We start from the raw sequence: 23490 nt of genomic DNA on the forward strand, positions 1-23490 counted from the left end.
ACGGAGGCCGGACGATGAGTGTGTGGGCGATCGGCGACCTGCAGGGCTGCTATGACGTCACCCAGCGGCTGCTGGAGAAGATCCGCTTCGACCCGGCGCAGGACACCCTGTGGTTCTGCGGCGACCTGGTCAACCGCGGTGGCCAGTCGCTGGAAACGCTGCGGCTGGTGCATTCGCTGCGCGAGCACAGCATGGTGGTGCTGGGCAACCATGACCTTTCGCTGCTGGCCGTCGGTGCACGCACCGAAGAGGAACAGCGCAAGGTCAACCCGGACCTGCTGCGCATCGTGCAGGCCGAGGACCGCGACGAACTGCTGGACTGGCTGCGCCTGCAGAAGCTGGTGCACGTGGACCGCGAGCTGGGATGGATGATGGTGCACGCCGGCCTGGCGCCGAAGTGGACCACGCAGATGGCCGAAAAGCATGCCGCCGAGGTCGAGGTGCAACTGCACGGTGCCGGCTACCGCAAGCTGTTCCGCAACATGTACGGCGACAAGCCGAGCTGGGCACCGAACCTGTCCGGCTACGACCGTTCACGCGCGATCATCAATGTGCTCACCCGCATGCGCTACTGCACCCCGCGCGGGCGCATCGGCATCGAGGACAAGGGCACGCCGGGCACGCAGGAACAGGGACTGTACCCCTGGTTCGAAGTGCCGGGCCGGGTCGAGCGCGACCTGAAGATCGTCTGCGGCCACTGGTCGGCGCTGGGCCTGACCATCACCCAGGGCGTGCATGCCATCGACACCGGCGCAGTCTGGGGCGGCAAGCTGACCGCGATCCAGCTCGATACCGATGAACTGCGCGTGGTGCAGGTGCCGGGCCGCGATGTCCCCGCACCCGTGCCCAACGCACGCCCGCCAGCGCGACCGGCGCACGAGCGCCCGGCGGCATCGGCGCAGGGCAAGGAACAGGGCGGCGGCAACACCCCGGCCGCCAACCCGGGCAACCGCGGCCCACGCCGTCGTCGGCGCCGTGGCGGCGGCGCGGGTGGTGGCTCTGCGGGCCCCGGCAGCAACAGTCCCCCGCCGCAGGCATGACGCGGCGCGGTGGGGCACCATGGACGGTGCTGCTGCTGACGGTGGCCCTGGCCAGCGGCTGCCAGCCCCCTTCGGCCCCGGCCCCCGCCGACGGCGGAAACGCCGGCCTCACGCCATCGCAGCCGCAGGCGCCTTCGCCGCCGCTGGTGGCAGCGGCGCGCGCACAGGTCGGCGTCACCACCCGCTACGACCCTGCCTATCAGGTGCTGGCCTATCCCGGCGGCGACGTTCCGGTTGATCGCGGCGTGTGCACCGACGTGGTGGTGCGTGCCCTGCGCAGCCAGGGCCTGGACCTGCAGGCGCGCGTGCATGAAGACATGCGCGGCAATTTCAGTGCCTATCCCGCGATCTGGGGCCTGTCACGGCCGGACCGCAACATCGATCATCGCCGTGTGCCGAACCTGATGCGCTGGTTCGAACGGCAGGGCTGGCAGCAACCGATCACGGCCGCCGCCACCGACTATGCGGCCGGCGACATCGTCGCCTGGAAGCTCAACGGCAACGGCCTGCTGCACGTGGGCATCGTCTCCGACCGGCGGCTGGCCAATGGCACGCCGCTGGTGCTGCACAACATCGCGCGCGGCACGCGCGAAGAGAACCTGTTGTTCCAGCACGCCATCATCGGGCATTACCGGATGCCGCAGCGACAGCCCAGGTAGAGTCGACTGTCAGTCGACTATCGCGCGCAGCGTGGGTTTTTCGGGTGACCGCCGAGAGCAGTCGACCAACAGTCGACTCTACCCCGTCGACATCCCCGTCGGTGTTTTCGTTGGTATTTGCGCGATCAGCGGCGCACGTAGTGCGCGAAGCGGAACGCGTAGGCATGGCGTTCGTCGGCCGGGTGCGGCTCGCTGCTCACTTCCCGCCAGTCCTGCATGTCGACTTCGGGGAAATGGGTATCAGCGGGGATTTCGGCATCCACCCAGGTCAGGTACAGGTCACTGGCCTGGTCCAGCAGCTGGTGGAAGATCTCGCCGCCGCCGATGATGCACAGCTCGCTGGCGCCCTCGCCTTCGGCAATCGCCTTCGCCTCGTCCAGCGACGCCACCGCGCGCATGCCCTCGAACGGCACCTGGCCGCTGCGGGTCAGCACCAGGTTGGTCCGTCCCGGCAGCACGCGGCCGATCGATTCGGCCGTCTTGCGGCCCATCAGGATCGGCTTGCCCAGGGTGAGCGCCTTGAAGTGCTTGAAATCATCCGGCAGGTGCCAGGGCATGGCATTGCCCTGGCCGATGCCACGGTTGCGATCCAGCGCCACGATCATCGACAGCTTCATCGCGCTCATACCGCCACCGGCGCCTTGATCGCCGGGTGCGGATCGTAACCGTCGATGCGGATGTCGTCGAACTGGAAGCCGAACAGATCGGTCACCTCCAGGTTCAACCACAGCTTGGGCAGCGCGCGCGGTTCACGCGACAGCTGCTCGCGCGCCTGCTCGAAGTGGTTCGAATACAGGTGCGCGTCGCCCAGCGTATGCACGAAATCGCCCACGCCCAGGCCGGTGGCCTGCGCCACCATGTGGGTCAGCAGCGCGTAGCTGGCGATGTTGAACGGCACGCCGAGGAAGATGTCGCCGCTGCGCTGGTACAGCTGGCAGCTGAGCTTGCCGTCCACCACGTAGAACTGGAACAGGTTGTGGCACGGCATCAGCGCCATCTGCGAAAGCTCGCCCACGTTCCAGGCGCTGACCACCAGCCGCCGCGAATCGGGGTTGCGCTTGATCTCGTCCACCAGCCACTGCATCTGGTCGATCTCACGGCCATCGGCGGTGGCCCAGCTGCGCCACTGCTTGCCGTACACCGGGCCGAGATCGCCGTTCCCGTCGGCCCACTCGTCCCAGATGCGCACCTGGTTGTCCTTCAGGTAGCCGATGTTGGTGTCGCCTTTCAGGAACCACAGCAGCTCGTGGATGATCGAGCGCAGGTGCAGCTTCTTGGTGGTGACCAGCGGGAAACCTTCATTGAGGTCGAAGCGCATCTGCCAGCCGAACACGCTGCGGGTGCCGGTGCCGGTGCGATCACTCTTCTCGGCGCCGTGTTCGAGCACGTGCGCCAGCAGGTCCAGGTAGGGCTTCATGCCTTGCCCTCGGCAGCCACCGGCAACTGCGGCTGCAGCACCGGCGCGCGGCGCGACATCACCAGCAGCACCAGGCCGAAGGCGATCAGCGGCAGGCTGAGGATCTGGCCACGGGTCAGCCAGTCGAAGGCCACGTAGACGCCGTTGTCGGGCATGCGCACGAACTCCACCGCGAAGCGGAACAGGCCGTACATCAGCGCGAACAGGCCGCCGACCAGGTAACGGTGGCGCGGCTTGGCCGACACGGCCCACAGCACCACGAACATCACCAGGCCTTCCAGGAAGGCTTCATACAACTGCGACGGATGGCGCGCGAACTGGTTCAGCGCGCCGGTGGCGAACTGCGCCTGCAGGGTCGCGTGGTCCAGCTGGTTCAGCGGCGCCGGCAGGCCGGACGGGAACACCACGCCCCAGGTACCGTCGGTGTACTTGCCCCACAGCTCGGCACCGATGAAGTTGCCGATGCGGCCGAAGCCCAGGCCCAGCGGTACCAGCGGCGCCATGAAATCCATGGTGTCGAAGAAATGCAGCTTGTGCTTGCGCGACCACCACCAGCAGGCGCCCAGCACGCCCAGCAGGCCACCGTGGAAGCTCATGCCGCCGTCCCACACCTTGAACAGCAGCAGCGGGTTGTGCAGGAAATCGCCCAGCGCGTAGAACAGCATGTAGCCGATGCGCCCGCCCAGCACCACGCCAAGCATGGCGTAGAACAGCAGGTCGGAGAAACCATTGGCGTCGACGCCCGGCAGGCGGCCGGCGGCGATGCGCTTGCGTCCCAGCAGCCAGGCGGCGGTGAAGCCCAGCAGGTACATGATGCCGTACCAATGCACCTTGATCGGCCCCAGCGAGAGGGCGATGGGGTCGATGTCGTGGAAATAGATCATGGAAGGTGCCTTGCGGTTGAACGCCTATTCTCGGGCCAGTGCCGCCCCGGCTCAACCAAGGAGCTGGGGCGAGTTCGGCAACGCGTCATCGTTCGACCGGGTCGAGGCCGGAAAGTGCCCTTCGATCAGGCTGGAGACCTCGTCGATGGCATCCTGCAGCGCTTCCACCGGATTGGAGCCACGCAGGCCCTCGCGCAGGTGGGTGCAGACCCGCTGCCATTGTGCCGGGCTGACCCGGCCCTGCAGGCCACGGTCGGCGACGATCTCGATGGCGTGGTCGGCCAGAAGCAGGTAGATCAGCACACCGTTGTTGTGGGTGGTATCCCAGGTGCGCAGGCGCGCGAAGGCATGTTCGGCGGCCTGGCGCGGGGTGACCTTGTGCCACAGCGCGGCCAGCGGCAGGTCCGCTTCCACCGCGAACATCACCTGGCCGCCGTGGCGCTGCTCACCGGCTGCGATGGCCTCGGTGATCGCCTGCAGCGTGGCGGGCGGGAACGCGCGCCGTACCGACGGCGAAAATACATGACGACACAGTCGTTGGATCATCACCAGCCCCCCGAAGCACCACCACCGCCGGAGCGGCCACCGCCGCCGCCCCAACCGCCGCCGCCGCCGAAGCCGCCTCCGCCGCCCCAGCTGCCACCGCCCCAGCCACCGCCACCGGCAAAGCGGCCCGGGTGACCGGAGAGCATGGCAACAATGAGGCCCACGACGCCAGCCAGGCCACTGGCGAGCAGCGTGGAGGTGAACAGGAACGCCGCCAGCGCCGCACCGGCACCGCCGAGCAGGCCGCGCAGCGGTCGCGGCACGCGCGAGAACACGCCGCGCAGGATGCTGCCGGCGAACACACCGATGAACAGCGCCAGGAACCAGGTATCGCCACCACCGCTGGGCTCACGCCCGCGATGGCCACTGACCGGTGCCGGCAGCGTTTCGCCGTCGATCAGCTTGACCAGCACCGCCGTGGCGTCGGTGATGCCACCGGCGTAGTCGCCGCTGCGGAAGCGCGGCACCAGGTACTCCTGGATGACCCGGTTGGCGATGGCATCGGGAATCGCTCCCTCCAGACCATAACCGGGTTCAATGCGCACGCGCCGGTCGTCCTTGGCCACCACCAGCAGCACCCCGTCGTCCACGCCCTTGCGGCCGATCTGCCACTGGTCGAAGACCCGCGTGGTGTACTGCGCGATGTCTTCCGGCTGGGTGGTGGGCACCACCAGCACCTGCAGCTGGCTGCCCTTGCGCTGCTGCAGCTCAATCGCCTGCTGCACCAGCGCCTGCTTCTGCGTGGCGTCCAGCGTGCCGGTGGTATCGACCACCGGCGAATCCAGCGCCGGAATCGGAGCGAGCTGCTGTGCATGCGAAGCCAGCGGCAGCCACAGCAGCAGGGCCAGGAGCGCAGTGGCCAGGCGCATGGGTCAGTGGCCCGGCTGCGGTGCCGGCTGCTGCTGCGGCGCGCTGCCGAAATCGACCGCCGGCGCGTTGGAGATCTGCGCTTCGTTTTCCACGGTGAAGTTCGGCTTGGTCTTGTAACCGAAGATCTTGGCGGTGATCACCTGCGGGAACGAGCGGATGTAGGTGTTGTAGTCCTGCACCTGCTGGATGTAGCGGCCGCGGGCGACGGTGATGCGGTTTTCAGTGCCTTCCAGCTGAGCCTGCAGGTCGCGGAAGTTCTGGTCCGACTTCAGCACCGGGTAGTTCTCGGTGACCACCAGCAGCCGCGACAGTGCGCTGCCGAGTTCACCCTGGGCCTGCTGGAACTGCTTGAGCGAGGCTTCGTCGTCGGCGTTGACGTTGATCTGACCAACACGCGAGCGGGCGTTGGTGACTTCGGTCAGCACGCGCTCTTCCTGGCTGGCGAAGCCCTTCACGGTCTGCACCAGGTTGGGCACCAGATCGGCGCGGCGCTTGTACTGGTTGAGCACTTCGGACCAGCCGGCCTTGACCGCTTCATCCTTCTGCTGGATGGCGTTGTAGCCGCAGCCGGACAGCAGGGAGGCCAGCAGCATCAGGGGCAGGACACGGGTGAACAGGCGCATGGCGGAGGTTCCGGGTGGACTGGGCACCGAGCATGCCACGGTTCGAGTGAAAGACCGGCCATCGGGCACCGCCCCCTCCGCGGTGGTTGGCGAGGAAGCGTTATCGGGGTCGGCCGGGAGGGTGGGTTGGCTGGGGGGCGCTGCAAGTACGTCCATGTAAGCTCGATCGCGCTTGCTCGTGTGCGCTGTCCTGCGCACACGGCAAGACCGGGGTTGGGCATCCTGCCCAACCCGCCCGTGGCATGCCTCGGGCCCATGGCGCTCACGCCCCCAGCCAACCCACCCTCCCGGCCACGGACAATTTCCTGGGCACCGCGGGGAGATCAAAAGAAAAATCAAAAGCAAAACGCGGTTCTTCAGGCATTCGTGTCGACCAAGGTCGACACCTACCGGAGCGGAACGCCGTTCCGGCAGACCGCGGGAAATTGTCGAAGGCGGGGTGGGTCCGGTGGCGGGGGTGTCTGATCTGGCCGCATGGATGCGGCTGCCAAGCCTCCAGGGACGGATTCACGGCGTCCCCCGCCACCGGACCCACCCCGCCACCCCACGGATAACCAGCTTTTGACGTTGACGTTGATTGCAGCGGGTGCAGGGCTGCAAGCCCTGCCGGAAACCCTCTCCCCTCAGCAGGCTTCAGCCACCGCAGTGCGGGGACGCCCCAGCCACGCCAGCAGCAGGCCCGATGCCGCCAGCAGGCCACCGGCCACCGGAATCGCCGCGTAACCCAAACCCGAGCTGATCACCGCGCCCCCCAGCGCGGCACCCACCGCGTTGCCGAGGTTGAACGCACCCACGTTGATCGACGACGCCAGGCCCGGCGCCTCGCTCGCCGCCTGCATCACCCGGATCTGCAGCGGCGGCACGATGGCGAAGGTCGCCGCGCCGAACAGCAGCACGCCCAGCGCCGCAGTGGCGTGGTGCATGAAGGCCAGCGGCAGCACGAACATCAGCACGGCCAGGACCGCCAGCAGGATGCGGGTCGCGCCATCAAGCGACCAGTCGGCCATGCGCCCACCGATGCCATTGCCAAACGTGAAGCCGATACCGATCAGGGCCAGCGACATCGCGATGAAGGTGTTGGAGGCGCCGGTCAGTTCGGTCAGCACCGGCGCCACGTAGGTGTACAGAGTGAACATCGCACCCGCGCCGAGCACCGTGGTGCCCATCGCCAGCAGTACCTGCGGCTGCAGGATGGCCTTCAGTTCGCGGCGCACGTCCGGGCGCGGCCCCGGTGCAGATGCCGGCAGCGCGAAGCCGAGCGCGGTGATCGCAATCAGGCCCAACACTGCAGTACCGGCGAAGGACAGGCGCCAGCCCAGTTGCTGGCCCACCCAGGTCGCCAGCGGCACGCCGCCGATATTGGCGATGGTCAGGCCCATGAACATGGTGGCCACGGCGGCGGCCTGCTTGTCCTTCGGCACCAGGCTGGCGGCAACCACCGCACCGATGCCGAAGAAGGCACCGTGGTTGAGGCTGGTGACCAGGCGCGACAGCAACAGCAGGCCGTAGTTCGGGGCCAGTGCCGAGAGCAGGTTGCCGACCACGAAGATCGACATCAGCAGCATCAGCGCGGTGCGCTTGCCGAAGCGGCCCATCAGCAGGGTCATCACCGGTGCGCCCAGCATCACGCCCACGGCGTAAGCGGTGATCAGCATGCCGGCAGTGGGAATGCCCACACCCACGCCGTCGGCGATGACCGGCAACAGGCCCATCGGCGCAAACTCGGTGGTTCCGATGGCGAAGGCGCCGACGGCAAGCGCCAGCAAGGCGGCTCTGGAATTCATGGGGGGGTCCTGGGGGAGGGATTCGGGAGTGCGTAGCCTGCGCGCTTTGCTGTGGCGGATTAAGCCTCGCCCCGGGAAAACACTGTTGATTCTGGTTCACAAGTGAGGCACGGAAACCCGCTGCAAGTGCAAAAACCGCAGCGCCGTAGCAGAGCCGTGCCCCCCCCACAAACGCAGAACCCCCGGCCGGGCCGGGGGTTCTGAGGGACTTACATGCCAGAGGCGCTTACCAGTTGCCGGCGCCCGGCACGTTGTGCTCGCGCGCGCGACGGCGCATCAGCAGGTTCAGCCATTCCACCAGCACCGAGAAGCCCATCGCGGCGTAGATGTAGGGCTTGGGCACGTGCACGTCCAGGCCGTCCAGGATCAGCACCGCACCGATCATCAGGATGAAGGCCAGCGCCAGCATCTTCACGGTCGGGTTGGCGTCGATGAAGCGGCCCAGCGGGTTGGCGGCCAGCAGCATCACCAACACCGACAGCAGGATGGCGGCGACCATGACCGGGATGTGGTCGGCGATGCCAACCGCGGTGATCACCGAGTCCAGCGAGAACACGATGTCGATCACCGCGATCTGCGCGATCACGTAGCCGAACACGGCCGAGGCCTTGGTGGTGCTCGGATCTTCATCCTCGCCGCCGCTGATCAGTTCCTTGATCTCCATGCAGCCCTTGATGATCAGGAACAGGCCACCGACGATCAGCACCAGGTCACGGATGGAGATGCCCATGCCGGCCACCGTGAACAGGTTGGCCGCCATGTGCGCCAGATACGCCAGCGACACCAGCAGACCGATACGGGTGATGCAGGCCACGGCGATACCGAGCTTGCGTGCGAACGGGCGACGTTCTTCCGGCAGCTTGCTGACCGCGATGGAAATGAATACCAGGTTGTCGATGCCGAGCACGATTTCCAGCGCGCTGAGCGTGAACAGGGTTACCCAGGCATTGGGGTCGGCGAGGAACTCAAAGGACATGGAATCTCTTCAAGGCAGTGGGGGAATGGGGCTTCAGCCGTAGCTGCCGGCCAGCGCGTGCGGAACCACGACCAGGGCCCAGCACAACAGCACGTTCATCATCAGCACGAACACCGCCGCCGAGCCCATGTCCTTGGCGCGGCCAGCCAACTCGTGGATTTCGCTGCCGTAACGTTCGATCACCGCCTCGATCGCCGAGTTGGCCAGTTCCATCGCCAGCACCAGCAGCATCGAACCGATCATCAGCGCACGCTCGACCGGCGTCTGCCCCAGCCAGACCGCGACCGGCGCCAGCAGGATCAGCAGGTAGACCTCCAGCCGGAACGACGATTCGTGCAGCCAGGCGGCGCGCAGGCCCTGCCAGGACCAGCGGGCGGCCTGGAAGATGCGGCGCGGGCCGCGCGGCAGATGGCCGAACTGATCAGCCACGGGTGGAACATCCAGCAACAGGGGCGCGGCGCAGCGACCGCTCAGACGCACGGCAGGGAATCATGGGTGCACAGGAATAGGCAGATGGCCGCCATTTTGCCACAAGGCCGCCAGCCGCATCCCGGCACCGGCCCGGTGAATGGACTGCCAGGGGCAAGCCCCGGCCCGCCCCAGCTTCTATGATGACGTTCCCTTCCCTGCTGGAGCGCCTGATGTCCCGTCGCCGTACCTGCCTGCTGATGCTGGGCCTGCTGACCGCCGCACCGCTGGCCCAGGCCCTGGGCCCGACCACGTCGCCCCGGGTACCCGAACAGGTCTCCAACGTGGCCTGGGCCGGCGACATGGCCCGGTTCGCCAGCGCCGACCAGGCCAACCCGCCGCCCCGCGGTGGCATCGAATTCATCGGCAGCTCCTCCATCCGCTTCTGGGAGAACCTGGCCACCGACTTCCCCGGCCAGCCTGTATTCAACCGCGGTTTCGGCGGCTCGGAAGTGCGTGACAGCACCTGGTATGCCGGCCAGATCGTGGTGCCGTATGCGCCGTGCAAGGTGTTCTTCTACGCCGGTGACAACGACCTCAACAGCGGCCGCACCCCGACCCAGGTGCGCGACGACGTGGTCGCCTTCGTGCAGCGCGTGCATCGCGACCTGCCGAAGACCAAGGTCGAGTACCTGTCGATCAAGCCGAGCCCGTCGCGGGCGCACCTGCTGCCGGCGATCAACGAGGCCAACACGCTGATCAAGGCCGCGCTGGCCAAGCTGCCCAACACCGGCTTCACCGATATCTACACACCGATGCTGGGCGCGGATGGCCAGCCGGATGCGAAGCTGTTCCGCGAGGACATGCTGCACATGACCCCGGCCGGGTATGCGATCTGGACCAGGGCGCTGGCGCCGAAGGTCAACTGCAACTGAGGCGGACGTGCGCCGGAGCGCGCCACGCACGCGCTCCGGTAGATGCCAACCTTGGTTGGCATGGGACACCGGCGTGAATCCTGCTGAAAGCGCCGACCAAGGTCGGCAACTACCAAGGCAGCAGGCGCCCGGTCAGCGGAACACCACCGTCGCTTCGGTGCCCTGGCCCGGCTCGCTGGCCAGGCTGACCTTCCAGCCGAAGCGATCACACAGCCTGCGTACGATCGACAGGCCCAGGCCGGTACCCTGCGGCCGGCTGGGTTCGGCGCGATAGAACGGCTCGAACGCCCGTGACAGCGCTTCGGGGGACATGCCGATGCCGGTATCGTGCACCACCACCCGATCGTTGTGCACATGCACGTCGATGCGCCCCTCGTCGGTGTAGCTGCATGCATTGCGCACCAGGTTGCTGACCACCACCTGCAGCACCCGCGGCGGCGCATGCAGCTGCACCGGGCCATCGCTGTGCAGGTGCACCGACACCGGGCGAGCCCCCAGCAGTTCGTTGGCGTTGTCCACTTCATAGCGGACGATGTCGTTGACGTCGAACAGCTCGATCTGCGGTTCGACGTCTGCCTCGCGGGCCAGGATCAGGAACGCATCGATCACCGCTTCCATGTCGCGGCCAGCCCGCTGGATGCGCTGCAGGCTGCGGCGCAGGCGCGGCTGCAGGCTTTCATCACCCAGTGCCATGTCGCTGGCAACGCGGATGACGGTCAGCGGCGTGCGCAGTTCATGGCTGGCATCGCGGGTGAAGTTGCGCTCGCGAGCCACGTGCGCGCTGACCCGGTTGGCCAGCGAGTGCAACGCGGCCGCCAGCTGCCGGGTCTCGCCCTGCATGTCCGCCGGCAGCTTGTTGGGCTCCAGGTCGGCCGCTTCCGGATGCCCCGGGTCCCAGCGCGAGACGCGTCGAGCCAGCCAGTTCACCGGCGACACCAGGCGCTTGGACGCGCGGTAGGTCACCCAGCTGGCGCCATACACCGCCAACAGGGTCAGCAGCACCGGCACGATGCCGAACCAGAACGCCAGCATCTCTGCGCGCGAGCGCAGGAACACCAGGTACAGGCGGCCAGCCGGGCGCACATCAACCAGCACCAGCTGGTCGTCCTTGGGTAGTTCGTGGAAGCCGGGCTCCAGATTGCGCAGGTTGGCCGGCAACGACAGTGCCGACTGCCCGCTTTCCAGCAGGTAGCCGCGGATGTTCTGGGTATTGGGCGGTGGCTGCACCGGGGACGCTTCGTGCAGCGTCCAGTAGTACGCCGCCTCCTCGCGCAGGGCAGCGCCCACCAGGCTGTGCTTGATCACCAGCGAGACCAGCCACGCACCCAGCAGGATACCCAGGCTGGCCAGCACTGCCTGCAGGATGAAGGCGATACGGATCTTGCGCGGCAGGCCGTGCGGCATTGCGGAGTCCCGGTCAGAGCGCTGCGATTATAGGCAGCGCGCCACGCCGTGCGGGTGCATGGGCGATGACCGGCGGCAACGCCGGCCGGTCATGCCCTGCCCTCGTACGTGGCCACAACCCGGCCGGGCCTGCTGCTGCACCGGCGGGTATCCTGCTCAGGCCATCGGCTGGGCGATGTCGGCAATGCGGTAGCCGGCACTCTGCACGGTGTGCAGCAGCGGACGGTCGAACGGCTTGTCGATGATCTTGCGCAGGTTGTACAGGTGGCTGCGCAGGGTGTCCGAATCCGGCAGGCCATTGCCCCAGATCTCGCGCTCGATCTCCTGGCGGGTGACCACGCGCGGCGATTCGCGCATCAGGATGGTCAGCAGGCGCAGGCCGATCGGCGAAAGCTGCAGCTCGGTGCCGGCACGGGTCGCACGCATGCTGACCGGATCGAGCACCAAGTCGGCCACCTTCAGCACTTCCGAACCGACCTGGCGACGTTCGCGACGGATCAGCGCGCGCAGGCGGGCTTCCAGCTCCTGGATCGCGAACGGCTTGGTCAGGTAGTCATCGGCACCGAAACCCAGGCCGGTGAGCTTGTCGTCCAGCGTGTCGCGTGCCGTGAGCATCAGCACCGGGGTGGACTTGCGCGCATCGTTGCGCAGGCGACGGCACACTTCGATGCCATCCAGGCGCGGCAACATCAAGTCGAGCACCACGACGTCATAGCTGTTCTCCGCCGCAAGGCGGTAGCCATCCAGGCCGTCCTGTGCATAGTCGACTTCGAAGCCGCGACCTTCCAGGTATTCCCCGATCATCTCGGAGATGTTGCGGTTGTCTTCGACCACCAGCACCAAGCCGGAGGTCTCCTTCGTCTGACGCATGTGATTCCCTCTAACTTCAGCTTTGTGAAACATGCCGGATCGACGGTGGACGCGATGTGAAGTTCCGTCAAGAGGTACACAAACGGTTCAGAGCAGCGGCCTCAGCAGCGGCCAGACGTTGTCCAGCACCTTTGGCTGCGCCTGTGCGGTCGGGTGCAGGCCGTCGGCCTGCATCATGCCCGGCTGCAGGGCGACGCCCTCCAGCAGGAAGGGCAGCAGCGGCACCTTGTACTGCGTGGCCAGCGCCTTGTAGGCCGCCGCCAGGCGCTGGCGATAGGCCGGCCCGTAGTTGGGCGGCACGTCAATGCCCAGCAGCAGCACCTTCGCGCCCGCCTTCTGGCTGGCCTGCACCATCTTTCCCAGGTTGCCCTGCACCTGCGCCGGGGTCAGCCCGCGCAGTGCGTCATTGCCGCCAAGGGCGATCACTACCACGGTCGGCTTTTCCTTCGCCAGCAGGGCCGGCAGGCGGGTGAGTGCGCCGGCGGTGGTCTCGCCGCTCATGCTGGCGTTGACGATGCGCGCCGGGGTTTTCGACTGCTGCCTGACCCGCTGCTGCAGCAGGCTGACCCAGCCGGCGTCGGCAGGGATATTGTGGGCAGCACTGAGGCTGTCGCCGAGCACCAGCACGGTACCGGCCGGACCTTTGGCACAGGCCAGCCCCGGCAGCAGCAGGAACCCTAGCAGCAGCACCATCATCGCGCCGGCTCGCCGGCTCCATCCCGTCTTGCGCATTGGAGTCTCCTCATCGACAGCCTGTCCCCCCGCAGCGCGCCCGTCGCCATCGCCGTCGACCAGGTCGGCAAGTCCGTGCAGGGCCCGGAGGGTGAAGTCCACATACTGGACAACATCACCCTGAAGGTCCATGAAGGCACCAGCGTGGCCATCGTCGGCGCCTCCGGTTCCGGCAAGACCACCCTGCTTGGCCTGCTGGCCGGGCTGGACCTGCCCAGTCGCGGCCGCGTCGCGCTGGCTGGCCAGGACCTGTCGGCGCTGGACGAGGAGGCCCGCGCCCAGCTGCGCTCGCGTGAGGTCGGCTTCGTGTTCCAGAGTTTCCACCTGCTGCCGGCGCTGACCGCCGCCGAGAATGTCGCGCTGCCGCTGGAACTGGCCGGGCGCGAAGACCGGGCGCGGGTCGATGAAGTGCTGGCCCAGGTCGGGCTGGCCCATCGCGCCCGCCACTATCCGCGCCAGTTGTCGGGCGGCGAGCAGCAACGCGTGGCATTGGCACGTGCGTTCGTCACCCGCCCGCGCATCCTGTTCGCCGACGAACCGACCGGCTCGCTGGACCACGCCACCGGCCAGCACATCAGCGACCTGCTGTTCGAACTCAACGCCGGCAGCGGCACCACCCTGGTGCTGGTCACCCACGACCTGCGCCTGGCCCAGCGTTGCCAGTACATCCACCGCATCGACGACGGCCGCCTGCTGCCGGTCGAGCGTGGGGCGCAGGCATGAACCTGCTGCGGCATGCGTGGCGCGCGCTGCGCCGCGAGGCGCTGGCCGGTGACCTGCTGACCGTGTTCGCCGCACTGGTGCTGGGCGTGGCGGTGATGACCGCGGTCGGCACGCTGGTGAACCGGGTCAACCTGGCACTGACCGGCAGCGCGGCGGAGATGCTCGGCGGCGACCTCGGCATCGCCGGGCGCGATGACCCGCCGCAGGCATTCGTCGACGAGGCGCAGCGGCGTGGACTGGCCTTCACCCGCATCGCCAGCTTCGGCAGCGTGCTGTTCAACGGTGATGCCAGCCAGATGGCCAGCATCAAGGCGGTGCAGGCGGGCTATCCGCTGCGTGGCACGCTGCGGGTGCGCAGCACGCCCGGTGGCGCGCTGATCGCCAACGCCGGCACGCCGCCCAAGGGCCAGGCCTATGCCGACCCGCGCCTGTTGCAGGGACTGGGACTGAAGGCCGGCGACGATCTCGAGTTCGGCGCTGGCACGCTGCGCATCGCCGGCATCATCGAGGCCGAACCGGATACCGGTGGCGACCTGCTGACGCTCTCCCCCACCCTGCTGGTCAACCGCGCCGATGTGGAAGGCACGGGCCTGCTCGGTCCGGGCAGCCGCATCAACTACCGGCTGATGTTTGCAGGACCGGCAGGACAGGTCGCGTCCCTGCGCGAGTGGCTGCTGCCACAGGTGAAAGGCCTTCGCCTGCTTAGCGTGGACGACACCCAGCGCGGCGTGCGCCAGGCCTTTGATCTGGCCGGGCGCTTCCTCGGCCTGAGCGCGCTGCTGGCGGTATTGCTAGCCGGCGTGGCGACCGCGCTGGCGGCCAACCGTTTTGCCCTGCGCCGCATCGACCAGGTGGCGATCCTGCGCTGCCTGGGCGCGCGCCAGCGCGACATCCTGCTTGGCCTGGCGCTGCAGCTGCTGATGCTGGCGGTGCCGGCCTGTGCGCTCGGCATCGGCCTGGGCATGGCCGCGCAGGAAGGCCTGGTGCAGGTGCTGGGCAGCCTGGTGCCGCAGCGCCTGCCGCTGCCCGAGGCAATGCCGGCGCTGACCGGCGCCGGCATCGGCCTGTTGCTGCTGTTCGGCTTCGGCCTGCCGCCGCTGCTGCGCCTACGCGGGGTGCCGCCGATGCGCGTGCTCAACCGCTCCTTCGCCGCCCTGCCCCCGGCCTCGCTGCTGGCCTACGTAGCAGCGCTGGCGGCGAGCCTGCTGCTGGCGGTGCAGGTGACCGGTGATCTCAAGCTGGCGCTATGGGTGCTGGGCGGCCTGGCCGCGTTGGCGGTGGCGGCCGGCGTGGTCGGCTTCGTGCTGCTGCAGCTGCTGCGCGGCCTGCAGCACCGCCTGCACGGCCACTGGCGGCTGGGCCTGGCGGCGCTGACCCGGCGCCGGATGCTGGCGGTGATGCAGCTGGTCGGGCTGTCGCTGTCGCTGTGCGCGCTGTTGCTGCTGGCGGTGACCGGCCCCGGCCTGCTGCAGCAATGGCGCGAACGCCTGCCCGCGGATACGCCGAACTACTTCCTGATCAACATCCAGCCCGAACAGCGCGACAGCGTGCTGGCCGCGCTGCGTGGACTGGGCGCCAACGACGCCAGCATCGAACCGATGGCCACCGGCCGCCTGATCGCGATCAACGGCAAGCCGCCGTTGCGCGTGGATCGCGAGCCCGGTCAGGACGGACAAGCGGCACAGGGCGAAGGTCAGCGCGATGATGACGACGAGAACCGGCCGTTGAACTTCAGCTGGCGCAGCAGCTTCCCGCCGGCCAACACGCTGATGAACGGCACCTTCTGGACGCCCGACAGCACGGCATCGGAGGCGTCGGTTGAGATCGGCTGGGCCAAGCGCTACGGCGTATATCCGGGCGACCGCATCACCATTGCAGTAGGCGAGCAGGAGCGCGAGTTCACCGTGACCAGTGTGCGCAAGGCCGACTGGAACACCTTCCGCCCGAACTTCTTCGTGCTGCTGAACCCGAACGCGGTGGGCGATACACCGCACAACCTGCTGTCGGCATTCCACCTGCCGGCCGGCAAGGCAGCCGGACTGGGCGAGCTGGTGCGCGCTCAGCCCAACCTGTCGCTGCTGGACGTGGACGCGGTGATCTCGCAGGTGCGCGATGTGATGGAGCGGGTGGCACAGGCGGTGAAGCTGGTGATGGTGTTCAGCCTGCTGGCCGGCGTGCTGGTGCTGCTGGCCGCGCTGCAGGCCACGGCGGGCGAGCGTCGCTACGACAGCGCGGTGCTGCGCACGCTGGGCGCGACCCGGCGCCAGCTGCGCGGTGCGGTGCTGGTGGAGTTCGGCGCACTGGGCACGCTGGCCGCGTTGCTCGCGGTGGGCGCGGCGGCCGCCATCGGCGTGGCAGTCTCGCAGAAGGTGTTCGAGCTGCCATTGCTGCCGCCGTGGCCGGGCCTGCTGATCGGCGGCGTGGTCGGCATCGGGCTGAGCCTGCTGGCAGGCTGGTGGGGTACGCGGGCGATCCTGCATACGCCACCGGCATTGGCGCTGCGCGAGGCCTGAGGCGGCGCCGGACCGGGGCGCGTGCCGAGCAAGCTCGGCACCTACCAAGAGCCCAGGACGGCGCTGCCAGTGTTCAAGGAACAAGCACATTCCACGCATGGCGTGGATCTACTGGGCCTTTTCCACGTACTTGGCGAACACGTCGTCGATCTGCTTGTCCTTCACCTTCTTGCCGGACTGGATCGCTTCGGCCTGGGTGAACAGCGGAATGATCATCGCCATGCCGTCGATCCTGGTCTTCAGGTGCACGCCCGGGGCCTGGGTCAGGAAACCGTCCCAGCGCTGGCGAACCTTGGCCCAGTAGCCGGCGGTGGCCTTCCAGTAGTTGCGCGCCGGGGTGAAGTCGACCTCGGTGGTCTTCACATAGTCGTTGAAGCCGAACTCGCGTGCGATCTCCACTTGGCTGCCATCGGCGTTGCGCTGCACCTTGGTGTTGAACTGCTCGTGGGTCCAGCCGTTCGGGGTCAGCGTGTGGCGGTTGACCACAGCCAGCGCGTTGTAGTCGCTGCGCTTGGTGTACTCACGGCGCGGCAGCGGGCGCCAGCTCAGGTCGCTGGTCCAGCTCGGCACGTTGTTGGTGTAGGTCCAGGTGCCGGTGCCACAGTAGCGCGGTGCGTCGCTCACTTCGTACACGCACTGGGTCCAGGCGCCCTGGTTCACCGCCGACGGAATACTGCGCACCCTCCAGGTCTGGTCGGCGCTGAACTCGAAACGGTTCGGTGCTTCGTACACCCAGTCCTGGCGCCAGTGCTTGGTGATGTGGCCGCTCTTTTCATCCAGCAGCAGGTGCTGCAGCACGATGCGCTTCGGCGTGTCCTCGACCACGATGACCACTTCACTGCCGCCGCTGCGCATCGCCGGTGCACGCTCGTAGCCCGGCTTCAGCAGCACGGTCTCGTCGAAGGCGAAGTCCACGGTGTACTCACCCTGCATGGCGAGGATGCTGTCGTGGTCGCGGGCGATGTCGGAGGGCTGCGCGCTGGCCACGCCGCTGGCGGCGAGCAGCAGCATGGCGCTGGCTGTCTGGAGCTTCATCGGGGTTTTCCTTCGGGGTTGCAGATTCATCGAGGGGCCATCCGTGGCCAACGGGCGTTCCATCAGGAGAGGGTCACAGGCGGATCAGCGGCAGGTCGCCGGGAATCTGGGGCGCCGGACGCCGGGCGGCGTCGGCACAGCAGCAGTCGTCGATCGCCAGCTCGCCTTCAGCACCTTCCAGGCGTGCGATGCGGCGCGCGGTGGCCGCGCCCAGCGAGGACAGGGTCGACAGACTGGCGGCCAGCGTGCGTCCGTCGTCGGCGGCATGCAGGCGCAGCGCGCACAGGCGCCAGCGCTGGCCGCCAAGATGGCCGGCCAGACGCCGCCACAAGCGTTCGCCAACGCTCGCCTCGACGTCGTGTTCCGGTCCCGGCGGCAGCGGCGCGACCAGACGGTCCCAGGCCAGGAAATCGCTGTCGGGCAGCAGGTACAGGCGCCACACGCAGCGGCCGCGGCCATCAAGGAAGCACAGGCTTTCGCGCAGCCCCTCGCTGTCCACGCCCTGACAGGCGTGTACGCGTACGGCCTGGCGCCAGCCGCCCAGCTCGTTGCCGTCGGCGTGGTACAGGCACAACACGGTGCCGAGCGTGGCCAGCTGTGCCGGGGTCGGCCAGGCCGCGCTGTTCGGCGCGGCGATGGAGTCATTCCTGCGTGCGGACAGTGCTCGGCTCATGAGGTCACCAGGAAACGGCAAGGCTGGCGGAGAAGGTGCGGCCCGGGCTGCTGAAACGATCGCTCAGTGCGCGATCGGTGATCAGGCTCGGGGTGATCGACGACCATTCGATGTAGCGCTTGTCGGCCAGGTTGAACACGCCGACATTGAAGGTGGCACCCGGCGCGAAGTTCCAGTGCGCCATCAGGTCCAGCACGCCGTAGCCGGCCGGCTGGTAGACGAACGGCGCCGGTGCGTTCGGATTGGTCTGCGCTGCAGGCGGCGACAGGCGCTTCTTGCGCTGCACGAAGGTACCGGCCAGTTCGACGCCCCAGGTATCGGTGTCGTACATCAGGCCCAGCGTGCCACGCAGCGGATCGACCGAGGCCAGCGGTTCGTCATCGGTCCGGTTGTCACCACGCGACCATGCCAACGCACTGCGCAGCGCCCAGCCCTTCAGCGCCGGGCTGAGTTCGCCGAACTCGATGCCGGCCTTCATTTCCGCGCCATAGATGCGCGCGTCGGCGATGTTCTGCGACTGGAACACGGTCAAACCCTGTGCGTTGCGACCGGTATCGACGTTGGACTGGATGAAATCCTTGTAGTCGTTGTAGTAGCCGCTGACGCTGACGTACGCCGCCGGCGCGATGAAGCGCAGGCCCAGTTCGTAACCGTCGCTGGTTTCCGGCTTCAGATCCGGGTTGGCGATGGCGGTATAGCGGAAGGCGACGTTGGTCAGGCCGATGTTGACGTCGTTGTACGGCGGCGAACGGAAGCCACGCGCATAACCGGCGAACAGCGACCATTCGTCGGTGAAGCGCCAGACCATGCCCAGCTTCGGCGACACGCTGGTCTTCTTCAGCTGCGCCACGGCCGTGGTCGGGTTGTCTTCGGCGAAGATGCTGTCCACTTCCGGCTTCAGCTCGTAGCGGTCCACGCGCACGCCCGGTACCAGCGACAGCCGGCCATCGGCAAAGCGCATCTCATCCTGTGCATACAGGCCCAGCTCGGTGGTCTTGCTGATCGGGAAGTCACGCACCGGGAAGGTGTCCGGCAGCACCGTGTTGCTGACCACGCCAGCCTTGCTGACCTGATAGCCGTCGCGCTTCTGGCGGATCTCGGTACGGGTGCCTTCGAAACCGTAGGTCAATGCGTGCTCGACGCTGCCGGTGGTGAACGCCTTGTTGAACTGCGCCTGCAGGCCATAGGCATGCTGGTCGAAGGAGAACACGCGGTGGCGGCGGGTGCCGTCGGTGCGGGTCTCGTCGGTCTGCTGCCGGGTTTCGCTGTTCTGCGCGTACACCTGCCAATGCAGGCTGTCGGCGAACGGCTGGTCCAGCGCATCCATCTCGTGGGCGAAGGACACGCGGTTGCGCTTCTGGGTGTCGTGGGACTTCATGCCAGTGGCCGCAGCCATCGCGCCGGGGCGCGGTGCAACGCTGGCGATCGCCGACAGCACATTGGTATCGGTGGTGTCTTCGTTGCCTTCCACGGTCAAGCGGAAGCGCTGGTCCTCGCTGGGTGCATAGACCAGTTTGCTGAGCAGGCTGCGGCCGTCGCGATCCTGCGGATTGGACGCGGTGCGGGTGTCGTTGTCGCTGCGCACCGTGCCCTTGTTGTCCGTTTCCTGGCCCTGGTGATGGTTGACGTTGACCAGGCCGCTCCAGTGGTCGCCACCGAAGGCGGCGGTGGCACCGCCGAGCAGGCCCTTCCACTCACCGTCGTAGCCGAACTTCAGGCCGAAGTAGCTGTTCTTGCCGTCCTTGAGATAGTCGGCCGGGTCTTTGGTCACGAACGCGACCACGCCACCGAGTGCGTCGGAGCCGTACAGCGAGCTGGCCGGTCCACGCACGATCTCGACGCGCTTGAGCGTATCGAGGTCGGTGAAGTTGCGGTTGGAACTGGCGAACGAACCGATGTCGAACCGGGTCGGCATGACGATGCCGTCGGTCTGGATGCGCACGCGGTTGCCGTCCAGGCCACGGATGCGGAAACCATCCAGGCCGAAGCGGGTCGCGCTGCGGGTGACCGACAGTCCCGGCTCGTAGCGCACCAGATCCTTGATGTCCTGCACCAGGTGCCGGTCCATCTGCTCACGGTCGATGACATCCACCGTGGCCGCCACGTCGCTCACCGCCCGCTCGGTGCGGGTGGCGGTGACCTGCACCCGATCGAATTCGCGCGCATCGGGGGCAGCAGTGGCAGCAGTGGCAGCAGTGGCAGCAGTGGCAGCAGCGTGGGCGGACAGCGGCAGCGCCATCCAGACAGCAAGGCAAAGGGCGGTATGGCGGGTCATCGGGTTCGTTCGGTCAGGCAGGGGAACCCCCGGTTACCGGCACACCCGGAAGGTGCACGCGGTAGACCGAGGGGGAGAGAGCGGGAGCGGACGGGTCGCCCACCCTGTCGGCCCTGCCGGCAGGAGGGAGGGAGGCGGGCGACCAGACCGCGATTACTTGGTCAGGATCAGCTTGTCGTTGCTGGTGTGCCGCAGGCGATAGAAGCGGTCGCCGTGCTGGATCAGGATTTCACGACGGCCCTTGAGCAGGGCTTCGCTGTCGATGACCTCTTCCGGCGGAACGACGCGGACCGGTCGATCGCGGAGGGTCAGCGTTTCGGGGCGCAGCAGTACAGGTTGAGCATTCATGAGCATCTGGACTCGTGCGAGGGACGAGTCAAATGATAATGATTCTCAGTTGACAATCAACAACCATTCTCAATTTCATTGATGGGATTAATGATCGAGTTCCGTAATTCGATAGATCGCATCAATTAAATGGCGACGCAGGTGTGTAGAGTCGACTGTTGGTCGACTGCTGTTGCTCGAAGCAGTCGGTTATTCGAAGCAGTCGACTCACAGGCGACTCTACCGTTCCCGTTCGCGTTCCCGTCCCGTTCCCTCGGCCGAACCGGCCCGAGCGAGGCCCCCGAGGCCCGGTCGGCCCCGGGGTTCAGGCGAAGACGGCTTCGACCTGCGCCCAGCCGGCCGCGTCGACCTGCTCCAGCACGTCCAGGGCCTGCAGGTTCTGCAGCAGCTGGCTGACCCGGCTGGCGCCGAGGATCACGCTGGAGACATTCGGGTTGCGCAGGCACCAGGCAATCGCCAGCGTGGCCGGGGCCTGGCCCAGCGCGCGCGCGACTTCGCTGAAACGGCGCACCTGACCCAGGCGGGCCCCGGCGTCGGCCCCCAGCACCAGGTCCTGCAACCACTCCATGCCTTCGCGCCCCAGCCGTGCATCGGCCGGGATGCCCTGGTCGTACTTGCCGGTGAGCAGGCCCGAGGCCAGCGGCGAGAAGATGGTGGTGCCCAGTCCGGCGCCGGCATACAGCGGCGCGTACTCGACCTCGACCCGCTCGCGGTGCAGCAGGTTGTACTGCGGCTGCTCCATCGACGGGCCCTGCAGGTTGCGCGCCTGCGCGATGTCCAGCGCCTGCTGGATCTGCACGGCCGACCACTCCGAGGTCCCCCAGTAGAGGATCTTGCCCTGCCGCACCAGGGTGTCCATGGCATGCACGGTCTCGGCGACCGGTGCGTCCGGATCCGGGCGGTGGCAGTAATAGAGGTCCAGGTAATCCACCCGCAGGCGCTTGAGCGCGGCATGGCAGGCATCGGTCACATGCTTGCGCGACAGGCCGCGCTGGGTCGGCCGTGGGTCCTTGGCGCTGCCGAAGAACACCTTGCTGGAGACGCAGAAACCGTCGCGCGGCAGGCGCAGGTCGGCGATCACATCGCCCATCACCTGTTCGGCGCGGCCGTTGGCATAGCCCTCGGCATTGTCGAAGAAGTTGACGCCATGATCCCAGGCGGCCGCCACCAGGTTGCGGGCCTCGTCGCGCGGGATCTGGTCACCGAAGGTCACCCAGGCGCCGAAGGACAGGGCGGAAATCGGCAGGCCGGTGGAGCCCAAGCGACGGTATTGCATGCAAATCTCCTGCTGCGGGCCCGCATCCGGGCCGGGATCGAACTACATTCTACCTGCCGCCACCGGCCGCAAGCCCTTGCCGTTGCTGGCCCGATCGGTACCGTTAGGTGCGCGCACGCTGCTTTTTCTTGCCCCGGCCCCTGCCCTGCACTAGGCTTCCCGTTTTTCGCGACGCCCCAGGGGAGTCACTCACATGGTCGAAGGTTTGGGCAGGATCGGCTTCGGCCTGTTCGGGTTGGCGGTGCTGATCGGCATCACCTGGTTGTTTTCCAACAACAAGCGTGCAGTTGACTGGAAGCTGGTTGCCACCGGTATCACCCTGCAGATCGCCTTTGCGGCGCTGGTGATCCTGGTGCCGGGCGGGCGCGACGTGTTCGATGCCCTGGGCAAGGGCTTCGTCAAGATCCTCAGCTTCGTCAACGAGGGCTCGGGCTTCATCTTCGGCTCGTTGATGGACACCAAGAACTACGGCTTCATCTTCGCCTTCCAGGTGCTGCCGACCATCATCTTCTTCTCGGCGCTGATGGGGGTGATGTACCACCTCAACGTCATGCAGGCGATCGTGCGCGTGATGGCCTGGTCGATCACCAAGGTGATGCGCGTGTCCGGCGCGGAAACCACCAGCGTCTGCGCCAGCGTCTTCATCGGCCAGACCGAGGCGCCGCTGACCGTTCGCCCGTACATCGCCAGGATGACCCAGTCCGAACTGCTGACCATGATGATCGGCGGCATGGCGCATATCGCCGGCGGCGTGCTGGCGGCCTACGTGGGCATGCTGGGCGGCGGCGATCCGGCGCAGCAGGCTTTCTACGCCAAGCACCTGCTGGCGGCCAGCATCATGGCCGCGCCGGCCACCTTGGTCGTGGCCAAGCTGCTGATCCCGGAAACCGGCACCCCGCTCACCCGCGGCACGGTGAAGATGGAAGTCGAAAAGACCTCCAGCAACATCATCGACGCGGCTGCGGCCGGCGCCGGCGACGGCCTGAAGCTGGCGCTGAACATCGGCGCGATGCTGCTGGCCTTCATCGCCCTTATCGCGCTGCTGAACGCGCCGCTGACCTGGGTGGGCGAAGTGACCGGCCTGGCCGCTGCCATCGGCAAGCCGACCAACCTGTCGACCATCTTCGGCTATCTGCTGGCCCCGATCGCCTGGGTGATCGGCACGCCGTGGGCCGACGCCACCACCGTCGGCTCGCTGATCGGCCAGAAGGTCGTGATCAACGAGTTCGTCGCCTACACCGAACTGTCGCAGATCGTGAACGGCCAGATCCCGGGCGTGAGCCTGTCCGCCGAAGGCCGCCTGATTGCCACTTACGCGCTGTGCGGCTTCGCCAACTTCAGCTCGATCGCGATCCAGATCGGCGGTATCGGTGGCCTGGCGCCGGAGCGCCGCCACGACCTGGCCAAGTTCGGCCTGCGCGCGGTGCTGGGCGGTACCATTGCCACCTTCATGACGGCGACCATCGCCGGCGTGCTGACGCACTTCAGTTGAACCCCTG

The 23490-nt window shown here is 67.4% G+C and carries 23 protein-coding genes; 6 read left to right on the plus strand and 17 right to left on the minus strand.

The window, feature by feature from the left end; translation table 11 throughout:
* The first annotated feature begins 14 nt into the window (after window positions 1–14).
* Window positions 15–1040, plus strand: coding sequence for a symmetrical bis(5'-nucleosyl)-tetraphosphatase (locus AC5P68_RS02825; protein ID WP_033834749.1), 1026 nt, complete (start codon window positions 15–17; stop codon window positions 1038–1040).
* Window positions 1037–1699 (plus strand): DUF1287 domain-containing protein, encoded by a 663-nt coding sequence (locus AC5P68_RS02830; RefSeq protein WP_033834748.1) that lies wholly within the window; start codon window positions 1037–1039, stop codon window positions 1697–1699. The genes AC5P68_RS02825 and AC5P68_RS02830 overlap by 4 nt, the downstream gene beginning before the upstream one ends.
* Before the next feature lie 125 nt (window positions 1700–1824).
* On the opposite strand, the gene AC5P68_RS02835 is transcribed toward AC5P68_RS02830, so the two are convergent.
* From AC5P68_RS02835 to AC5P68_RS02875, 9 genes are all read right to left on the minus strand, one after another.
* A complete protein-coding gene (locus AC5P68_RS02835; RefSeq protein WP_024958640.1) occupies window positions 1825–2316 on the minus strand; it encodes a dihydrofolate reductase in 492 nt (163 codons plus the stop codon).
* 5 nt (window positions 2317–2321) lie between these two features.
* A complete protein-coding gene (locus AC5P68_RS02840) occupies window positions 2322–3116 on the minus strand; it encodes a thymidylate synthase (RefSeq protein WP_414498139.1) in 795 nt (264 codons plus the stop codon).
* Window positions 3113–4000: a prolipoprotein diacylglyceryl transferase gene (gene lgt / locus AC5P68_RS02845; protein ID WP_033834746.1), complete on the minus strand. Its 888-nt coding sequence runs from the start codon at window positions 3998–4000 to the stop codon at window positions 3113–3115. Before lgt ends, AC5P68_RS02840 begins: the two co-directional genes overlap by 4 nt.
* A 51-nt stretch (window positions 4001–4051) precedes the next feature.
* A complete protein-coding gene (locus AC5P68_RS02850; protein ID WP_033834745.1) occupies window positions 4052–4546 on the minus strand; it encodes a TPM domain-containing protein in 495 nt (164 codons plus the stop codon).
* The gene (locus AC5P68_RS02855) at window positions 4546–5415 is read right to left on the minus strand and encodes a TPM domain-containing protein (RefSeq protein WP_414498138.1); all 870 of its coding nucleotides are present in this window, start codon (window positions 5413–5415) and stop codon (window positions 4546–4548) included. The genes AC5P68_RS02850 and AC5P68_RS02855 overlap by 1 nt, the downstream gene beginning before the upstream one ends.
* Before the next feature lie 3 nt (window positions 5416–5418).
* Entirely contained in the window at window positions 5419–6039 is a 621-nt protein-coding gene (locus AC5P68_RS02860; protein WP_033834743.1) for a LemA family protein, read from the minus strand.
* A 623-nt stretch (window positions 6040–6662) separates the two neighbouring features.
* Window positions 6663–7823 carry an MFS transporter gene (locus AC5P68_RS02865; RefSeq protein WP_012479186.1) on the minus strand — a complete coding sequence of 387 codons (1161 nt, stop codon included), beginning with the start codon at window positions 7821–7823 and terminating at the stop codon, window positions 6663–6665.
* A gap of 226 nt (window positions 7824–8049) precedes the next feature.
* Complete coding sequence (locus AC5P68_RS02870) at window positions 8050–8799, minus strand: TerC family protein (protein WP_005408127.1); 750 nt, start codon at window positions 8797–8799, stop codon at window positions 8050–8052.
* 33 nt (window positions 8800–8832) lie between these two features.
* Window positions 8833–9228: a diacylglycerol kinase gene (locus AC5P68_RS02875; RefSeq protein ID WP_005408126.1), complete on the minus strand. Its 396-nt coding sequence runs from the start codon at window positions 9226–9228 to the stop codon at window positions 8833–8835.
* A gap of 212 nt (window positions 9229–9440) precedes the next feature.
* Here AC5P68_RS02875 and AC5P68_RS02880 point away from each other — a divergent pair, with 212 nt between their 5' ends.
* The gene (locus AC5P68_RS02880; RefSeq protein ID WP_049433205.1) at window positions 9441–10142 is read left to right on the plus strand and encodes an SGNH/GDSL hydrolase family protein; all 702 of its coding nucleotides are present in this window, start codon (window positions 9441–9443) and stop codon (window positions 10140–10142) included.
* A gap of 132 nt (window positions 10143–10274) precedes the next feature.
* On the opposite strand, the gene AC5P68_RS02885 is transcribed toward AC5P68_RS02880, so the two are convergent.
* The 3 genes from AC5P68_RS02885 to AC5P68_RS02895 all read right to left on the minus strand — a co-directional run bounded on the left by AC5P68_RS02885 (window position 10275) and on the right by AC5P68_RS02895 (window position 13148).
* Complete coding sequence (locus AC5P68_RS02885; protein ID WP_005408124.1) at window positions 10275–11546, minus strand: sensor histidine kinase; 1272 nt, start codon at window positions 11544–11546, stop codon at window positions 10275–10277.
* A gap of 156 nt (window positions 11547–11702) precedes the next feature.
* Window positions 11703–12416: a response regulator transcription factor gene (locus tag AC5P68_RS02890; RefSeq protein WP_002811889.1), complete on the minus strand. Its 714-nt coding sequence runs from the start codon at window positions 12414–12416 to the stop codon at window positions 11703–11705.
* 87 nt (window positions 12417–12503) lie between these two features.
* A complete protein-coding gene (locus AC5P68_RS02895; protein WP_033834742.1) occupies window positions 12504–13148 on the minus strand; it encodes an arylesterase in 645 nt (214 codons plus the stop codon).
* Between the two features lie 75 nt (window positions 13149–13223).
* Here AC5P68_RS02895 and AC5P68_RS02900 point away from each other — a divergent pair, with 75 nt between their 5' ends.
* Both AC5P68_RS02900 and AC5P68_RS02905 read left to right on the plus strand, forming a co-directional pair.
* Window positions 13224–13871, plus strand: coding sequence for an ABC transporter ATP-binding protein (locus tag AC5P68_RS02900; RefSeq protein WP_049454848.1), 648 nt, complete (start codon window positions 13224–13226; stop codon window positions 13869–13871).
* On the plus strand, window positions 13868–16384 hold the full coding sequence (locus AC5P68_RS02905; protein WP_423373176.1) for an ABC transporter permease: 2517 nt from the start codon (window positions 13868–13870) through the stop codon (window positions 16382–16384). The genes AC5P68_RS02900 and AC5P68_RS02905 overlap by 4 nt, the downstream gene beginning before the upstream one ends.
* 108 nt (window positions 16385–16492) lie before the next feature.
* On the opposite strand, the gene AC5P68_RS02910 is transcribed toward AC5P68_RS02905, so the two are convergent.
* From AC5P68_RS02910 to AC5P68_RS02930, 5 genes are all read right to left on the minus strand, one after another.
* Window positions 16493–17419 carry a DUF6607 family protein gene (locus AC5P68_RS02910; RefSeq protein WP_099484683.1) on the minus strand — a complete coding sequence of 309 codons (927 nt, stop codon included), beginning with the start codon at window positions 17417–17419 and terminating at the stop codon, window positions 16493–16495.
* A gap of 73 nt (window positions 17420–17492) precedes the next feature.
* Window positions 17493–18092 (minus strand): ChuX/HutX family heme-like substrate-binding protein, encoded by a 600-nt coding sequence (locus tag AC5P68_RS02915; RefSeq protein ID WP_049397450.1) that lies wholly within the window; start codon window positions 18090–18092, stop codon window positions 17493–17495.
* 4 nt (window positions 18093–18096) lie between these two features.
* Entirely contained in the window at window positions 18097–20367 is a 2271-nt protein-coding gene (locus tag AC5P68_RS02920; RefSeq protein ID WP_414497751.1) for a TonB-dependent hemoglobin/transferrin/lactoferrin family receptor, read from the minus strand.
* Window positions 20368–20520: 153 nt separating this feature from the next.
* Window positions 20521–20715: a hemin uptake protein HemP gene (gene hemP, locus AC5P68_RS02925; protein WP_005412278.1), complete on the minus strand. Its 195-nt coding sequence runs from the start codon at window positions 20713–20715 to the stop codon at window positions 20521–20523.
* A 304-nt stretch (window positions 20716–21019) separates the two neighbouring features.
* Window positions 21020–21991, minus strand: a complete 972-nt coding sequence (locus AC5P68_RS02930; RefSeq protein WP_033834456.1) for an aldo/keto reductase — start codon at window positions 21989–21991, stop codon at window positions 21020–21022.
* Between the two features lie 193 nt (window positions 21992–22184).
* Here AC5P68_RS02930 and AC5P68_RS02935 point away from each other — a divergent pair, with 193 nt between their 5' ends.
* On the plus strand, window positions 22185–23483 hold the full coding sequence (locus tag AC5P68_RS02935) for a NupC/NupG family nucleoside CNT transporter (protein ID WP_019661098.1): 1299 nt from the start codon (window positions 22185–22187) through the stop codon (window positions 23481–23483).
* Window positions 23484–23490: the final 7 nt, after the last annotated feature.

Source organism: Stenotrophomonas sp. YJH_SMC_58, from assembly GCF_059369635.1.

Coding starts and splice junctions, on each gene's coding strand:
- AC5P68_RS02870 (WP_005408127.1), bottom strand. CDS start 8,799: ATGTCCTTTGAGTTCCTCGCCGACCCCAATGCCTGGGTAACCCTGTTC.
- AC5P68_RS02835 (WP_024958640.1), bottom strand. CDS start 2,316: ATGAAGCTGTCGATGATCGTGGCGCTGGATCGCAACCGTGGCATCGGC.
- AC5P68_RS02895 (WP_033834742.1), bottom strand. CDS start 13,148: ATGCGCAAGACGGGATGGAGCCGGCGAGCCGGCGCGATGATGGTGCTG.
- AC5P68_RS02865 (WP_012479186.1), bottom strand. CDS start 7,823: ATGAATTCCAGAGCCGCCTTGCTGGCGCTTGCCGTCGGCGCCTTCGCC.
- hemP (WP_005412278.1), bottom strand. CDS start 20,715: ATGAATGCTCAACCTGTACTGCTGCGCCCCGAAACGCTGACCCTCCGC.
- AC5P68_RS02935 (WP_019661098.1), top strand. CDS start 22,185: ATGGTCGAAGGTTTGGGCAGGATCGGCTTCGGCCTGTTCGGGTTGGCG.
- AC5P68_RS02880 (WP_049433205.1), top strand. CDS start 9,441: ATGTCCCGTCGCCGTACCTGCCTGCTGATGCTGGGCCTGCTGACCGCC.
- AC5P68_RS02855 (WP_414498138.1), bottom strand. CDS start 5,415: ATGCGCCTGGCCACTGCGCTCCTGGCCCTGCTGCTGTGGCTGCCGCTG.
- AC5P68_RS02885 (WP_005408124.1), bottom strand. CDS start 11,546: ATGCCGCACGGCCTGCCGCGCAAGATCCGTATCGCCTTCATCCTGCAG.
- AC5P68_RS02905 (WP_423373176.1), top strand. CDS start 13,868: ATGAACCTGCTGCGGCATGCGTGGCGCGCGCTGCGCCGCGAGGCGCTG.
- AC5P68_RS02830 (WP_033834748.1), top strand. CDS start 1,037: ATGACGCGGCGCGGTGGGGCACCATGGACGGTGCTGCTGCTGACGGTG.
- AC5P68_RS02825 (WP_033834749.1), top strand. CDS start 15: ATGAGTGTGTGGGCGATCGGCGACCTGCAGGGCTGCTATGACGTCACC.
- lgt (WP_033834746.1), bottom strand. CDS start 4,000: ATGATCTATTTCCACGACATCGACCCCATCGCCCTCTCGCTGGGGCCG.
- AC5P68_RS02850 (WP_033834745.1), bottom strand. CDS start 4,546: ATGATCCAACGACTGTGTCGTCATGTATTTTCGCCGTCGGTACGGCGC.
- AC5P68_RS02890 (WP_002811889.1), bottom strand. CDS start 12,416: ATGCGTCAGACGAAGGAGACCTCCGGCTTGGTGCTGGTGGTCGAAGAC.
- AC5P68_RS02840 (WP_414498139.1), bottom strand. CDS start 3,116: ATGAAGCCCTACCTGGACCTGCTGGCGCACGTGCTCGAACACGGCGCC.
- AC5P68_RS02915 (WP_049397450.1), bottom strand. CDS start 18,092: ATGAGCCGAGCACTGTCCGCACGCAGGAATGACTCCATCGCCGCGCCG.
- AC5P68_RS02920 (WP_414497751.1), bottom strand. CDS start 20,367: ATGACCCGCCATACCGCCCTTTGCCTTGCTGTCTGGATGGCGCTGCCG.
- AC5P68_RS02930 (WP_033834456.1), bottom strand. CDS start 21,991: ATGCAATACCGTCGCTTGGGCTCCACCGGCCTGCCGATTTCCGCCCTG.
- AC5P68_RS02910 (WP_099484683.1), bottom strand. CDS start 17,419: ATGAAGCTCCAGACAGCCAGCGCCATGCTGCTGCTCGCCGCCAGCGGC.
- AC5P68_RS02860 (WP_033834743.1), bottom strand. CDS start 6,039: ATGCGCCTGTTCACCCGTGTCCTGCCCCTGATGCTGCTGGCCTCCCTG.